This is a genomic window from Micromonospora sp. NPDC005206 (genome assembly GCF_040608175.1).
Lineage (GTDB): Bacteria > Actinomycetota > Actinomycetes > Mycobacteriales > Micromonosporaceae > Micromonospora.
In genome coordinates, this window is sequence record NZ_JBEXHU010000015.1 from 155,088 (window position 1) to 169,743 (window position 14,656).

Sequence of the window (14,656 nt, forward strand, 5' to 3'; positions counted from 1 at the left end):
CGTGCAGAGCATCCGGCGGGTCGCGGTCATCGGGGGCAACCGAATCCCCTTCGCCCGTTCCAACTCCCGCTACGCGGAAGCGTCCAACGCGGACCTGCTCGGCGCGGCGCTGGACGGTTTGATCGCCCGGTACGGGCTGGCCGGGCAGCGGGTCGGCGAGGTGGTGGCCGGGGCGGTGCTCAAGCACTCCCGTGACTTCAACCTGACCCGGGAGGTCGTGCTCGGGTCCCGGCTCGATCCGCACACCCCGGCGTACGACATCCAGCAGGCCTGCGGCACCGGCCTGGAGGCGGCCATCCTGGTCGCCAACAAGATCGCCCTCGGGCAGCTGGACGTGGGCATCGCCGGTGGCGTCGACACCACCTCCGACGCGCCCCTGGCGGTCAACGAGGAGATGCGCCGGACCCTGCTCAAGCTCAACTCCGCCCGCACCCTGGGCGAACGGCTCAAGATCGCCGCGAAGCTGCGCCCGCTCCAGCCGTTCAAGCCGGAGATCCCGCGCAACGCCGAGCCGCGTACCGGGCTGTCCATGGGAGACCACGCCGCCCGCACCGCGCTGGGCTGGCAGATCGACCGGCGCTCCCAGGACGAGCTGGCGCTGCGCTCGCACCAGCGGCTGGCCGCCGCGTACGACCGGGGTTTCTTCGACGACCTGATGACGCCGTACTTGGGCCTCACCCGCGACCAGAACCTCCGCCCCGACACCAGCCTGGACAAGCTGGGCACGCTCAAGCCGGTCTTCGGCACCCGTGGCCCGGACGCCGAGCAGGCCACCATGACCGCCGGCAACTCGTCGCCGCTCACCGACGGCGCGTCCACGGTGCTGCTGGCCAGCGAGGACTGGGCGAAGGCGCACAACCTGCCGGTGCTGGCCTGGTTCAGCTGGTCGGAGGCGGCGGCGGTGGACTTCGTGCACGGTGACGAGGGGCTGCTGATGGCCCCCGCGTACGCGGTGCCCCGGATGCTGGCCCGGGCCGGGCTGACGCTCCAGGACTTCGACTACTACGAGATCCACGAGGCGTTCGCCTCGCAGGTGCTGGCCACCCTCGCCGCCTGGGAGTCGCCGGAGTTCTGCAAGGACCGGCTCGGCCTGGACGCCCCGCTCGGCGCCATCGACCGGGACCGGGTGAACGTCAACGGCTCCTCCCTGGCCGCCGGGCACCCGTTCGCCGCCACCGGCGGGCGGATCGTGGCGACCCTCGCCAAGCTGCTGGCCGAGAAGGGCAGCGGACGCGGGCTGATCTCAATCTGTGCCGCCGGAGGTCAGGGCGTGACGGCCATCCTCGAACGCTGAGCGGGCATCCTCGGCCCGGTCCGGGTGCTGGCCGGCACGTGCGGGACAATGAGGTACGTGACGACGATCCCCAACGTGCTCGCCAACCGGTACGCCTCGCCCGAGTTGGTCGCCCTCTGGTCACCGGAGGAGAAGGTCCGGATGGAGCGGCGGCTCTGGCTGGCCGTGCTCCGCGCGCAGCGCGATCTCGGTGTGGCCGTGCCGGACGGCGTGGTCGAGGCGTACGAGCGGGTGCTCGACCAGGTGGACCTCGCCTCCATCGCGGAGCGGGAGCGGGTCACCCGGCACGACGTGAAGGCACGGATCGAGGAGTTCAGCGCGCTCGCCGGGTTCGAGCACGTGCACAAGGGGATGACCTCCCGGGACCTCACCGAGAACGTCGAGCAGCTCCAGGTGCGCGCCTCGCTGGAGCTGATCCGGGATCGTGTGGTGGCCACCCTGGCCCGGCTCGCCTGGCTCGCCCACGAGCACACCGAGCTGGTGATGACCGGCCGTTCACACAACGTGGCGGCGCAGGCCACCACGCTGGGCAAGCGCTTCGCGTCGGCGGCAGAGGAGCTGCTCATCGCGTACGAGCGGCTGGAGGAACTGATCGCCCGCTACCCGCTGCGCGGGATCAAGGGGCCGGTCGGCACAGCCGCCGACCAGCTCGACCTCTTCGACGGCGACGCCGACAAGGTGGCCGAGCTGGAGCGCCGGGTCGCCGAGCATCTGGGCTTCTCCCGGGTGCTGGACAGCGTCGGGCAGGTCTACCCACGATCGCTGGACTTCGACGTGCTGGCCGCGCTGGCGCAGACCGCCGCCGCGCCGTCGTCGCTGGCCACCACGATCCGGCTGATGGTCGGCCAGGAGCTGGTCACCGAGGGCTTCAAGCCGGGTCAGGTCGGCTCCAGCGCGATGCCGCACAAGATGAACACCCGCTCGTCCGAGCGGGTCAACGGCTTCGCCGTGATCATCCGGGGCTACCTGTCGATGGTCGGCGAGCTGGCCGGTGACCAGTGGAACGAGGGGGACGTGTCCTGCTCGGTGGTCCGCCGGGTCGCCCTGCCGGACGCTTTCTTCGCCGCCGACGGGCTGTTCCAGACCTTCCTCACCGTGCTCGACGAGTTCGGCGCGTACCCCGCCGTGATCAACCGGGAGCTGGAGCGGTTCCTGCCCTTCCTGGCCACCACGAAGATCCTGGTGGCGGCGGTCCGACGCGGCGTCGGCCGGGAGGTCGCGCACGAGGTGATCAAGGAGCACGCGGTCGCGGTGGCGCTGGCCATGCGCGAGAAGGGCTCGCCGGAGAACGACCTGTTCGACCGGCTCGCGGCGGACGGCCGACTCAACCTGTCCCGCGCCGACGTCGACACCCTGGTCGCCGACCGCACCGCCTTCGTCGGCGCCGCCTCCGCCCAGGTGGCAGCGGTAACCCGCCGCATCACCGAGGTGGTCACGGCCCACCCCGAAGCCGCCACCTACTCCCCGCCCCCCATCCTCTAACCCCCTGGACCCTTCACTGGTTGATCATGAAGTTATTGCCCCGACACGCCGAGGCGAAGGGCACTAACTTCATGATTACCGGGCTGGGCCGGGGCGGTTGGGTCAATCGCCGGTGGGGGTTTCGGGCGCGGTGCGGAGGTTGGGGGCGCTGGCTGGTTCGGCGATGCCGCCCGGTGCCTCCACGACTGCTGGCTGCTGCGCGGTCTCCGCAGCGATGGCGGGCTGGTCGGCGGGCATGACGTCCGGCATGACGGGTGCGACGATCACCGCAGTGCCGTACGCGCAGATCTCCATCCACATCTCGCCGCAGTCCCGGCTGTCGAACCGCATGCCGATCACCGCGTTGGCGCCGAGCCGCAGGGCCTCCTCGCCGAGCCGGGCCACCGAGTCGGTGCGCCAGCGGGTCAGGTTGTCCGGGGCCATCGGGTCGTACGCGCCGCCGCGCAGGTTCTTGACCCCCTCGCGGTACGGGTTGCGCGTCCTGGCCATCGATGACACCACCTCACCGAGAATCTGGCGGATCTCGTAGCCGGGCAGTTGCTCCGTCGTCACGACCAGCACGATTCCGATGCTGTCAGGAGCGGCGTGACCCGATCGTGCGCATTGTTCACCTGATCGGATGCTGCAAAACGACGCGGCGCGGACGGCCGGCGCAGGGCCTGCCATCCACGCCGCGTGGGGCGCTAACCGTCAGACACCGGCCACCGAGGTGATCCAGGCCCGGTTGTACGCGACACTGCCGTAGTTCTGGATGCTGGAGCCGTCGGCCGTCGAGGCCACCCCGACCTGCTGGCGTTGTAGAACTGCGGGCCGCCCGAGTCGCCCCGCCAGGCGTTGCCGTTGATCCTGCTGCTGCGGATCGCCTGGCCGCCGTACGCGTCGGTGGCGCTGTTGCTGGTCACCCGGACGGTGGCGGTCTTGAGCTGGCTGGACGCCGAGCAACCGCTGTAGCAGGTCATGCCCCAGCCGTAGATCGAGTTGGTCGAGTTGATCGGCGGGTTGCTGCTGGCCAGGCTCACCGCCGAGGTGCTGACCGCGCTGGAGAGGCGCATGAGGGCCAGGTCGTTGCGGGTGTAGGTGGCGCTGACGGTACGGGTGACCCCGCCCGAGGAGCGGTAGACGCTGCCGACCCGGACCGACATGGTGCCGCTGATGCAGTGCCGGGCGGTGAGCACCCACTGCGGGGCGATGACGCTGCCGGAGGAGGTGAACGAGCCGTTGCTCATCACGGCGGCGGCCCAGGGGGCGGACGAGACGGTGCCGCCGCCGATGATGGGTTGCGGGCCGGCCGGGGCGGCGGTCGCGCCGGACGCGGCGCCGAGGACGCCGGCGAGCGCGATGCCGAGCAGGGCGAGCAGGGGACGGATGCGTATCGGGTGGACTCCTTGGGCGGGGCGGACCCCGGGGTCGCCGGGTGCGGGAGGGCGACAGCGGGGGTCCCCGCCGTCGCTGACATCGAACGATGTCGATACAGTAGAGCCCCCGGCGACTGTTTTCAAGAATTCGATCGAGGTTAACCAATGTAACGGTTCGGCCACCCTCAGCGCCGTATATGCCCTGGTGAGGCCGCGTGTCCCGCGTGGCGGCCCGTCCCGGCCGCCGGTTGTGCCGAGCACTGCCTGAACTGCAGCCGGCCGGTGCGGCCGCGGCGGTATCTGCCAGGTACGCTGGCTGCGCTCGCCCGTTGTGGGTCGGCACCCAACTGCGTACACAGTCAGGAGTGCCCAGTGCCTCGCGTCGTCGTCGACGTCATGCTCAAGCCCGAGATCCTCGATCCGCAGGGCCAGGCCGTCGCAAACGCGCTGCCCCGGCTCGGCGTCAGCGACGTCGCCTCGGTTCGGATCGGCAGGCGGATCGAGATCGAGTTCACCGGTGAACCGGACCTGGACCGAGCTCGGGAGATCGCCGACAAACTGCTCGCCAACCCGGTCATCGAGGACTTCACCGTCCGCCTGGTCGAGGCCGACGAGACCGCGGACGCCCGCTCGTGACCGCCCGGGTCGGTGTGGTCACCTTCCCCGGCTCGCTCGACGACGGGGACGCGGCCCGAGCCGTCCGGATCGCCGGGGCCGAGCCGGTCCGGCTCTGGCACGGTGACCCGGACCTGCACGGGGTGGACGCGGTCGTGCTGCCCGGCGGCTTCTCCTACGGCGACTACCTGCGCTGCGGCGCCATCGCCCGGTTCGCTCCGGTGATGGAGACGATCGTGGACGCCGCCCAGGGCGGTCTGCCGGTGCTCGGCATCTGCAACGGCTTCCAGATCCTCTGCGAGGCGCACCTGCTGCCCGGGGCGCTCACCCGCAACCAGCACCTGCACTTCCGCAACCGGGACCAGATCCTGCGCATCGAGTCGGCCGGCACCGCGTGGACCAACGCGTTCCAGCCCGGCCAGGAGGTGCTCGTCCCGGTGAAGAACGGCGAGGGCTGCTACGTCGCCGACACCGCCACGCTGGATCAGCTCGAGGCCGAGGGTCGGTTGGTCGCCCGCTACGTCGGCGGCAACCCGAACGGGTCGCAGCGTGACATCGCCGCGATCACCAACGCCGCCGGCAACGTGGTCGGCATCATGCCGCACCCCGAGCACGCGGTGGAGGCGCTCACCGGCCCCTCGCTGGACGGCCTCGGCTTCTTCACCTCGGTCCTCAAGCACCTGGTGGGGGCGCCGGCGTGAGCGCGAGGAGTGAACCGCGAACGAAGTGTGGGGCGGTGACCGGCGGCACGATCATCGGTCAGCTCAACCGCCGGTCGGGCGGGCACGAGCGCAGCGAGGAGAGGTCATGACCACCCATCCGGACCCGGTACGGGACACACCGGAGGCGTACTCCGCCCCGGCGCAGCCGACCGAGCCGAGCCCGGCGCAGCCCGCCGCCCCGGCGACCGCTCCCGCCCAGCCGGCCGCCGTCGACTGGACCGAGGGCGTGGACACCGTGCCGCGCGCCGGTGGCACCCCGGGAGAGCTCCAGCCGTACACCGAGCTGGGGCTCCGTGACGACGAGTACGACCGCATCCGGCAGATCCTCGGCCGTCGGCCCACCCAGTCCGAGCTGGCGATGTACTCGATCATGTGGAGCGAGCACTGCTCCTACAAGTCGAGCAAGGTGCACCTGCGCCAATTCGGTGAGAAGGCCCCGCACAGCGACCGGCTGCTCGCCGGCATCGGCGAGAACGCCGGCGTGGTGCAGGTCTCCGACGAGCTGGCGGTGACCTTCAAGGTCGAGTCGCACAACCACCCGAGCTTCGTCGAGCCGTACCAGGGTGCGGCGACCGGTGTCGGCGGCATCGTCCGGGACATCCTCGCCATGGGCGCCCGCCCGGTCGCGGTGATGGACCCGCTGCGCTTCGGCGCCGCGGACCACCCGGACACCGCCCGGGTCCTCACCGGCGTGGTCGCCGGCGTGGGCGGCTACGGCAACTGCCTCGGCCTGCCCAACATCGGTGGCGAGCTGGTCTTCGACCCCTCCTACCAGGGCAACCCGTTGCTCAACGCCCTCTGCCTGGGTGTGCTGCCGGTCGACCGGTTGCAGAACAAGGCCGCCGCCGGCCCCGGCAACGTGGTCGTGCTGATGGGCGCCAAGACCGGCCGGGACGGCATCGGCGGTGTTTCGGTGCTGGCCAGCGCCACCTTCGACGAGGGCAGCGAGCAGCGCCGCCCCGCCGTGCAGGTCGGCGACCCGTTCACCGAGAAGCTGCTGATCGAGGCCTGCCTGGAGCTGTACGACGGCCAGTTGGTGGTCGGCATCCAGGACCTCGGCGGCGCCGGGCTGACCTGCGCGCTAACCGAGACCGCCGCCGCGGCCGGCACCGGCATGCGGGTCTGGCTGGAGCGCGTGCCGCTGCGTGAGCCGTCGATGGACCCGCACGAGATCCTGGCCAGCGAGTCCCAGGAGCGCATGCTGTTGGTCGTCGAGCCGGACAAGCTCGACGCGGTGCTCAAGACTGCCGAGAAGTGGGGCGTGCTGGCCACCGCCATCGGCGAGGTCACCGCGCCGGAGCCGGACGGCAGCCCGGGTCGGTTGCTGATCACCTGGCAGGACCACCTGGTGGTCGACGTGCCGCCGGGCTCGCTGGTCGACGACGGTCCGGTCTACGCGCGGCCGATGCGTGAGCCGGCCGACCTGATCCTGCTCCAGGCCGACCGGGCCGAGACGCTTCCCCGCCCGGCCGACCCGGAGGCGCTGCGGGAGACCGTGCTGCGCATGATCGCGTCGCCCAACCTGGCCGACAAGACCTGGGTCACCGAGCAGTACGACCGCTACGTGCTGGGCAACACCGTGCTCGCCCAGCCGGAGGACGGCGGCGTGATCCGGATCGACGAGCGGACCGGGCTCGGCGTGGCGCTGTCCGTGGACGGCAACGGCCGGTACGCCCGGCTCGACCCGTACAACGGCACCAAGCTGGCGCTGGCCGAGGCGTACCGGAACGTGGCGGTGACCGGCGCGAAGCCGATCGCCGTGACCAACTGCCTCAACTTCGGCTCCCCGGAGGACCCGGGCGTGATGTGGCAGTTCGCCGAGGCTGTACGCGGTCTGGCGGACGGCTGCCTGGAGCTGGGCATCCCGGTCACCGGCGGCAACGTCAGCTTCTACAACCAGACCGGCGCGGCGGCCATCCACCCGACCCCGGTGGTCGGCGTGCTGGGCGTGCTGGACAACGTCGCCGACCGGGTCCCGATGGGCTTCGTCCCGCGCGCCGGTGGCGACCACGACCAGCTCTACCTGCTCGGTGAGACCAACGTGGAGCTCTCCGGCTCGGAGTGGGCCTGGGTGACGCACGAGCACCTCGGCGGCATCCCGCCACAGGTCGACCTGGCCCGCGAGAAGGCGCTGGCCGACCTGCTGGCCGAGGCCGCCCGGGTGGGTCACCTCACCTCGGCGCACGACCTCTCCGACGGTGGCCTCGCCCAGAGCCTGGTCGAGGCCTGCCTGCGCCGCGGCGTCGGCGCTCGGATCGCGGTGCCGGAGCACTTCGCCGGCGGCTCGATGCCGTTCGTGTACCTGTTCAGCGAGTCGGCCGCACGGGCGCTGGTGTCGGTGCCGCGCGGCCACGACAAGGCGTTCGCGGCGCTCTGCGCCGAGCGCTGGGTGCCGTTCGAGCTGATCGGCGTCACCGACCCGGCCGGCGGCGCGCTGGAGGTGCACGGCCAGTTCCGGATCGGGCTGGACGAGCTGCGCGCCGCGCACACCGAGACGTTGCCGCGCCTCTTCGGCGGCGCCGCCGCCGTCGAGGTGCCCGCACCGGCTGCTGGCGTGGCGGGGGCGGTCGAGGCCGTGCCGCTGCCGGTCGCGCAGGCCGAGCTGGTTGCTGCCGAGCCCGTTGATGTGGCGGCGGTGGTCTCCGAGCCGATCGCGTCGGCCGGCCCGGTTCCGCAGGCCGGTGCCGTCGAGCCGGTCGCCGAGGCTGCCGAGAGCCCGGTCGAGCACACCGAGCCCGCCGGGCCCGGTGAGTCGTCCGAGGCTGACTCCGGTGTCACCGAGCCGTCGCCTGACGAGCGCTGAGGCGTTGGCGGCCGCCGTCTACGGCCAACCCGGCTCCGGTGCCCGGTTCGACTGGGGGCTGACCGGGGCGGCGGAGCTGGGTCGGGTCTGCGCCGCGCTGGTGGTGGTGGACGTGCTCTCGTTCACCACCTCGGTGGAGGTGGCGGTCGGCCGGGGCATGCGGGTGCACCCGTTCCCGTGGGGTGAGCAGGCCGCCGAGTACGCGCTGCGGGTCGGCGCGGTGGCCGCGGTGGGCCGTCGGCGGGTGACAGCGGAGCATCCGTGGTCGCTCTCGCCCGCCGCGCTGAGCACCGCGCCGGTGGTGGCGGATTTGGTGCTGCCCTCGCCGAACGGCTCCGCGATCAGCGCCGCCGCCAGCGCCACCGGGCTGCCGGTGGTCGCGGCGTGCCTGCGCAACGCCGGGGCCGTCGGGCGTTGGCTGCGCCGCCAGGGGTACGGCACGACGGACGCCCCGATCGGCGTGATCGCGTCGGGGGAGCGGTGGCCGGACGGTTCGCTGCGCCCGTCGGTGGAGGACCAGCTCGGCGCGGCCAGCGTGCTCGACGGCCTCTCCGGCGTGCCGGGTGGGCTCTCCGTGGAGGCGGCCATGGCGCTCGCCGCCCTGGCGAGCACTCCGGACGTGCCCGCCGCGGTGAGAGGTAGCGTCTCGGGCCGGGAGCTGACCGAGGGTGGCTTCGCCGAGGACGTCGACGTCGCCGTCCAGGTCGGCGTGTCGGACGTCGTTCCGGTGCTCCGCCAGGGCGTGTTCTCCGCCGCCTGACCGCCGGGCGTCGGCCTGCCGTTACACCCCGACCTCACTGTCCACGAGTGAACCTTCCGACAGCGAAACGGCCGCCCGGATCTCCGGGCGGCCGTTTCGCTGTGCCGTAGGCAGTGCGTGCCGGGTCAGTCGTCCAGCCAGTCGAGGCGTCGACCCCCCCGCTCAGTCGGCGGCGGGCTGTCCGCCGGCCGAGCCCGGCCGGACTGCTGACCGTAGCCGCCCTGGTCGTAGCCGCGGTCGTCGTAGCCGCCGCCGCGCTGGGCCGGGGGCTCCTGGCCGTAGCCGCCCTGGTCGTACCCGCCAGCGGCCTGTTGGCCGTAGCCGCTCTGGTCGTAGCCGCGGTCGTCGTAGCCGCCGCCGCGCTGGGCCGGGGGCTCCTGGCCGTAGCCGCCCTGGTCGTACCCGCCAGCGGGCTGCTGACCGTAGCCACCCTGGTCGTACCCGCCGGCCTGCTGGCCGTAGCCACCGGTCGGCTCTGCCGCCCGACCGCCGTACGGGGCGGGGTCGGACTGGCCGTACCCCTGGCCCTGCTCCGGCTGGTAGACGCCGGTGGCGTACGGGTCGGCCGGAGCCGGGTACTGCGTGCTGTCGCCGGTGTACCGGCCGGTCGGCTCGTCGAAACGCTCGCCGTAGCCCGCACCGCCAGCGGGAGCCGGCGGATAGCCGGCCGCACCGGCCGGGGCCGTGTAGTCGCGGCTCCCGTAGCCGCCGTCGGAGGACGGCGTGCCGCCGTAGCCGCCGCCGGAGGACGGTGCGCCGCCATAGCCCGCACCGGAGCCGGGCGCGCCGTAGCCGTCGCCAGCCGCGCCAGCGCCGTAGCCGTCGCCAGCTGCGCCCGCACCGTAGCCGTCACCGGCTGCGCCGTAGCCACCCTCGGGAGTTGCCGCCGTGCCGTAGCCGCCACCCGAGGCGGAGGCGTTGCCGTAGCCGCCCGCGCCGTACCCGCCGGGTGCCGGCTCGTCGCCGTAGCCGGTGCCGCCCCAGCTCTGCTGGCCCGCCGCGCCGTACGGCTGCGCCGGCGCGCCGTACGGGTCCGGTGGGACGTCGTCGACCACCGGGCGGTGCATCATCGTCGGCGCCTCGCTCAGCCCCGCACCGCCGACCATCGTCGGGTCCGGTGCGCCGAGCGGGCGGTTGACCACCCGCGTCTGGTCGTCGGCCCCGCGGAACCCGCCCCGGGCCGCCGGCACGGCGCCGGCACCGGCAGGGTCGTCGTCCTCGTCGCCGTTCTCCTTGCGCTTCATCCAGAGCAGCACGATCGTGCCGACACCAGCGGCGACGAGCAGACCGCCGAGCAGGATGATCAGGTACGAGCTGAGGCCGCCGCCGTCCTCCTCGTTGGAGGCGTTCGCCGGGGCGCCCGCGCTGGCCTCCTCGGTGGCCTCCTCCTCGGTGCCCTCCTCGACCGGTTCCTCGGTGGGGGTGGCCTCGGCGCTGGCGGACGGGGTGGGGCTCGGGGTCACCTCGACCTTGAGGGCCAGGCTGACCCGCTGGCCGGTGACGGACTGCCCGGCGCCCGCGTTGATGGTCTTCCGGCCGAGGACGTTGTCGAAGCTGGCGCCCAGCTCGAGTCTGCCGGGCGCGATCGGGTTGCCGGTGGTGCCGGTGAAGCGGAAGTTACCGCTGCCGTCGCTGGTGGTGTCGTGGCGCTTGCCCGCGCTGTCCAGGAGCATCACCACGGCGTTCGGCACGGCGTCGCCGTTGGCCTGCACGATCACCTTGCCGGAGACCGACTTCACGGTCTGCGCCTGCGGCGGTGGTGGCGCGGCCTTGCCCTTGACGGTCAGCGAGAAGGTCTTGGTGTCCGGGCCGGAGTCGGCCTCGACGGCCACCGTGACGGTGGCGGTCGCGTCGCCCGCGTTGTCGTTGGCCGCGATCCTGACCAGCACCGACTTCGCTTGGGGATTGCCAAGGCCGGGGAAATCGACGTCGCCGCACCCGCTGGCGCAGCTGACGCCCGACGGTAGCCCGGAGAGGCTGATCTTCGCGTTACGGTCGCTGTCATCGGGAGTGACGCGCACGGTGATCGTGGCGTCGCTGCCGGCGCTCACGGTGACCGACCCAGGTGATACGTCGACACTTGCGGCCAGGGCTGGTGTGGCGGGGACGGCGAGCAGAGCGCCGGCAACCAGCGCTACGACCACACCGGCCCGCTGCTTCCAGGCACGTCGGTGTGTTGACACGTCCACCGCCTTCCGGACTGACTTCCCTTGACCGGCGGGGCGCCGGGCCGGGGATTATCACGGTACGAATACGCCGTCGGCAACTATGCCTTGTCTGACTGGATCGGCGCGACCCAGGGCCAACGTCGGGCACTCTGCCCGCGGGTCGTATCGTCCCGTCGTGTCCTCTCCGTACAGAAAGTCCGCCGCCGTTGCGGCGGTATTGTCGGCGCTCGACGAGGGGCGTACGCCCGAAAGGCCGGTAGTCCGGGAGGCGGTCCGGTCGTTGTTGGCCGGCCTCGCGGAGCGCGCCCCCGGCCGATCGGTGGAGGTGCGCGTCCCACCATACGGTGCGATCCAGTGCGTTCCTGGCCCTCGACACACCAGGGGAAACCCGCCAAACGTGGTCGAGATGGCCCCGGACACCTGGCTGGCGCTGGCCACCGGGCGAATTGGTTGGGTCGAGGCGGTCACCGAGGGTCGCATCCAGGTGAGCGGAGTCCGGGCGGACCTCTCGGCATATCTGCCCCTCTAGCTGCCCGGATGTCCAGCTCTCCGTGACGCTCGGCAGGGAAATCGTGACTTTCTGTATTGACGGCGATTCGCGTACACTGTCAGGCGACGACAGTGGTCCCGGCAGAGGAGTGTGGATCCACCCGTGATCCCCGCCAAGCCGGTCCAGACCAGCATGAGGGAGCGGTAGTGCCCCGAGGCGACGGCCGGCTGAGCCACGACCTTGACCCCCAACGACCCGGCCCCCAGGATGCCTGCGGCGTCTTCGGCGTCTGGGCCCCCGGTGAAGAGGTCGCCAACCTGACCTACTTCGGTCTCTACGCGCTGCAGCACCGCGGCCAGGAGGCGGCGGGCATCGCGGTGAGCGACGGCTCCGGCGTGGTGGTCTACAAGGACCTCGGCCTGGTGGCCCAGGTCTTCGACGAGCCCACCCTGGCCAGCCTGCGCGGCCACCTGGCGATCGGGCACGCCCGCTACTCCACGACCGGCGCCTCGAACTGGGAAAACGCCCAGCCGACGATCCGGTCGACGAGTTCCGGCACGACCATCGCCCTGGCCCACAACGGCAACCTGGTCAACACCACCGAGCTTGAGAAGGAGGTCGCCGAGCGCGGCCTCGTCGCGGACGGCTCGACGAACGACACCTCGCTGGTGACCATGCTGCTGGCCAGCCGTCCGGACCTGTCGGTCGAGGCGGCCGCGCTGGAGGTGCTGCCGCAGCTGCGGGGCGCGTTCAGCTTCGTCTTCATGGACGAGACGACGCTCTACGCGGCCCGCGACCCGCACGGCGTACGCCCGCTGGTGCTCGGCCGGTTGGAGCGCGGCTGGGTGGTGGCCAGCGAGACCGCCGCGCTGGACATCGTCGGCGCCAGCGTGGTGCGCGAGGTCGAGCCGGGCGAGCTGATCGCGATCGACGAGGACGGGCTGCGCTCGACCCGGTTCGCGTCGCCGGAGCCGAAGGGCTGCCTCTTCGAGTACGTCTACATCGCCCGCCCGGACGCCACGATCGCCGGGCGCAACGTGCACGCGGCGCGGGTGCAGATCGGCCGGCAGTTGGCCAAGGAGCACCCGGTCGAGGCCGACCTGGTGATCCCGGTGCCCGAGTCCGGCACCCCGGCCGCGATCGGCTACGCCGAGGCGTCCGGCATCACCTACGGCGCCGGCCTGATGAAGAACCCGTACGTGGGGCGCACCTTCATCCAGCCGTCGCAGACCCTGCGCCAGCTCGGCATCCGGCTGAAGCTCAACCCGCTGCGGGAGAACGTCCGGGGCAAGCGGCTGGTGGTCGTCGACGACTCGATCGTCCGCGGCAACACGCAGCGGGCCATCGTGCGGATGCTGCGCGAGGCGGGGGCGCTGGAGGTGCACGTCCGGATCTCCTCCCCGCCGGTCAGCTGGCCGTGCTTCTACGGCATCGACTTCGCCACCCGGGCGGAGCTGCTGGCCAACGGGTTGGACAACGACGGCATCCGGCGGTCCATCGGTGCCGACACGCTGGGTTACGTTTCGCTTCCTGGCCTGATCGCCGCGACCGAGCAGCCGAAGACCCGGCTGTGTCGGGCGTGTTTCGATGGGGAGTACCCGATCGAGCTGCCGGCTGGCAACCTGATCGGCAAGCACGTGCTCGAAGGGGTGGGCCGACGGGTCGCCAACTCGGCACCGGAGGCCCCGCACACCGACGGCCCGCTCGTCGCCACTCCAGGTGGCGTGACCGCAAACCGCCCGTAGCACCAAACTGGCGCGGCCCGGCCACCGCCGGCGCGGCACCGAGAACCACAAAGGGGAGAACCGTGACGCACGTGTCCGAGCGCAGCGGCGCAGGAAGCAGCCCGACCGGCGCCGGCGGCGACCGCCAGCTCTGGACGGCCGGCGCCAGCCGTCAGGCGCGCAAACGCTCGGTCTCGTACGCCGACGCCGGTGTCTCCATCGACGCGGGCGACCGCGCGGTGGAACTGCTCAAGTCGAAGGTGCGCCAGACCCGTCGCCCCGAGGTACTGGGCGACCTCGGCGGCTTCGCGGGCCTGTTCCGTCTGGACACGACGAAGTACAAGAACCCGATCCTGGCCTCCTCCACGGACGGTGTGGGCACCAAGCTGGTGATCGCCCAACAGATGGACATCCACGACACGGTCGGCATCGACCTGGTCGCGATGGTCGTCGACGACCTGGTGGCCTGCGGTGCCGAGCCGCTCTTCCTGCTCGACTACATCGCCACCGGCGAGGTTGTCCCGGACAAGGTCGCCGAGATCGGCGCGGGCATCGCCGACGGCTGCCGGTACGCCGGCTGCGCGCTGCTGGGCGGGGAGACCGCGGAGCACCCGGGTGTGCTCCGCCCGGACGAGTACGACATCTCGGCGACCGGCGTCGGCGTGGTCGAGGAGAGCGACATCCTCAGCCCGGATCGGGTCGAGGTGGGTGACGTGGTGATCGCCATGCGCTCCTCCGGCCTGCACTCCAACGGCTACTCGCTGGTCCGTCACGTGCTGCTCGGCGCGGCCCGGATGCGGCTGGACATCGTGATCGACGACTTCGGCCGGCAGCGGACCCTGGGTGAGGAGCTGCTCACCCCGACCAAGATCTACGCCAAGGACTGCCTCAAGCTGATCGCCGAGGCCGAGGTGCGGGCGCTGGCCCACGTCACCGGTGGTGGCATCCCCGGCAACCTGGTCCGGGTGCTGCCGGAGCACGTCGACGCGGTGGTCAACCGGTCCACCTGGAAGCCGCAGCCGGTCTTCGACCTGATCCAGTCGAAGGGCCGGATCGACGACCCGGAGATGGAGTCGACCTTCAACATGGGTGTCGGCATGTTCGCGATCGTCTCGGCCGAGGACGCCGACCGGGCGCTGGCCACGCTGACCGGCCGTGGGGTCGAGGCGTGGCAGGCCGGCGAGATCATCGAGGGCACCGGCAAGGTGCAGATGGTTGGCCAGCACACCCGCGGCTGATCACG

11 protein-coding genes and 1 pseudogene are annotated in these 14,656 nt (G+C 72.0%); 9 read left to right on the forward strand and 3 right to left on the reverse strand.

The features are described from left to right. Position 1 precedes the first annotated feature (1 nt). Both ABZU69_RS23560 and purB read left to right on the forward strand, forming a co-directional pair. Positions 2-1,294, forward strand: coding sequence for an acetyl-CoA C-acetyltransferase (locus ABZU69_RS23560; RefSeq protein ID WP_354966494.1), 1,293 nt, complete (start codon positions 2-4; stop codon positions 1,292-1,294). A gap of 57 nt (positions 1,295-1,351) precedes the next feature. Continuing rightward, positions 1,352-2,776, forward strand: a complete 1,425-nt coding sequence (gene purB, locus ABZU69_RS23565) for an adenylosuccinate lyase (protein WP_354966495.1) — start codon at positions 1,352-1,354, stop codon at positions 2,774-2,776. 102 nt (positions 2,777-2,878) lie between these two features. Here purB and ABZU69_RS23570 read toward each other — a convergent pair whose 3' ends face one another. Both ABZU69_RS23570 and ABZU69_RS23575 read right to left on the reverse strand, forming a co-directional pair. Beyond that, positions 2,879-3,442, reverse strand: coding sequence for a YbjQ family protein (locus ABZU69_RS23570; protein ID WP_354966496.1), 564 nt, complete (start codon positions 3,440-3,442; stop codon positions 2,879-2,881). A gap of 24 nt (positions 3,443-3,466) precedes the next feature. Continuing rightward, a pseudogene (locus ABZU69_RS23575) lies at positions 3,467-4,149 on the reverse strand (trypsin-like serine protease). Between the two features lie 354 nt (positions 4,150-4,503). Between ABZU69_RS23575 and purS the strand changes: the two are divergent. The 4 genes from purS (at position 4,504) to ABZU69_RS23595 (ending at position 9,031) form a co-directional block, all read left to right on the forward strand. Then, on the forward strand, positions 4,504-4,767 hold the full coding sequence (gene purS, locus ABZU69_RS23580; protein ID WP_030332194.1) for a phosphoribosylformylglycinamidine synthase subunit PurS: 264 nt from the start codon (positions 4,504-4,506) through the stop codon (positions 4,765-4,767). Continuing rightward, on the forward strand, positions 4,764-5,447 hold the full coding sequence (purQ, locus tag ABZU69_RS23585; protein ID WP_354966497.1) for a phosphoribosylformylglycinamidine synthase subunit PurQ: 684 nt from the start codon (positions 4,764-4,766) through the stop codon (positions 5,445-5,447). The genes purS and purQ overlap by 4 nt, the downstream gene beginning before the upstream one ends. A gap of 106 nt (positions 5,448-5,553) precedes the next feature. Beyond that, complete coding sequence (gene purL, locus ABZU69_RS23590) at positions 5,554-8,271, forward strand: phosphoribosylformylglycinamidine synthase subunit PurL (RefSeq protein WP_354966498.1); 2,718 nt, start codon at positions 5,554-5,556, stop codon at positions 8,269-8,271. 4 nt (positions 8,272-8,275) lie between these two features. Continuing rightward, positions 8,276-9,031 (forward strand): 2-phosphosulfolactate phosphatase, encoded by a 756-nt coding sequence (locus tag ABZU69_RS23595; protein ID WP_354966576.1) that lies wholly within the window; start codon positions 8,276-8,278, stop codon positions 9,029-9,031. A gap of 125 nt (positions 9,032-9,156) precedes the next feature. Here ABZU69_RS23595 and ABZU69_RS23600 read toward each other — a convergent pair whose 3' ends face one another. Beyond that, a complete protein-coding gene (locus tag ABZU69_RS23600) occupies positions 9,157-11,214 on the reverse strand; it encodes a hypothetical protein (RefSeq protein WP_354966499.1) in 2,058 nt (685 codons plus the stop codon). Between the two features lie 160 nt (positions 11,215-11,374). Between ABZU69_RS23600 and ABZU69_RS23605 the strand changes: the two genes are divergently transcribed. The 3 genes from ABZU69_RS23605 (at position 11,375) to purM (ending at position 14,651) form a co-directional block, all read left to right on the forward strand. Continuing rightward, entirely contained in the window at positions 11,375-11,728 is a 354-nt protein-coding gene (locus ABZU69_RS23605; RefSeq protein WP_354966500.1) for a sterol carrier family protein, read from the forward strand. Positions 11,729-11,895: 167 nt separating this feature from the next. Continuing rightward, entirely contained in the window at positions 11,896-13,434 is a 1,539-nt protein-coding gene (gene purF, locus ABZU69_RS23610) for an amidophosphoribosyltransferase (RefSeq protein ID WP_354966501.1), read from the forward strand. A gap of 62 nt (positions 13,435-13,496) precedes the next feature. Beyond that, the gene (purM, locus tag ABZU69_RS23615) at positions 13,497-14,651 is read left to right on the forward strand and encodes a phosphoribosylformylglycinamidine cyclo-ligase (RefSeq protein WP_354966502.1); all 1,155 of its coding nucleotides are present in this window, start codon (positions 13,497-13,499) and stop codon (positions 14,649-14,651) included. The last annotated feature ends 5 nt before the right edge of the window (positions 14,652-14,656 follow it).

Excerpts from the sequence above, each read along its gene's own strand:
- purL (WP_354966498.1), top strand. The coding sequence starts at position 5,554 with ATGACCACCCATCCGGACCCGGTACGGGACACACCGGAGGCGTACTCC.
- ABZU69_RS23570 (WP_354966496.1), bottom strand. The coding sequence starts at position 3,442 with ATGGCAGGCCCTGCGCCGGCCGTCCGCGCCGCGTCGTTTTGCAGCATC.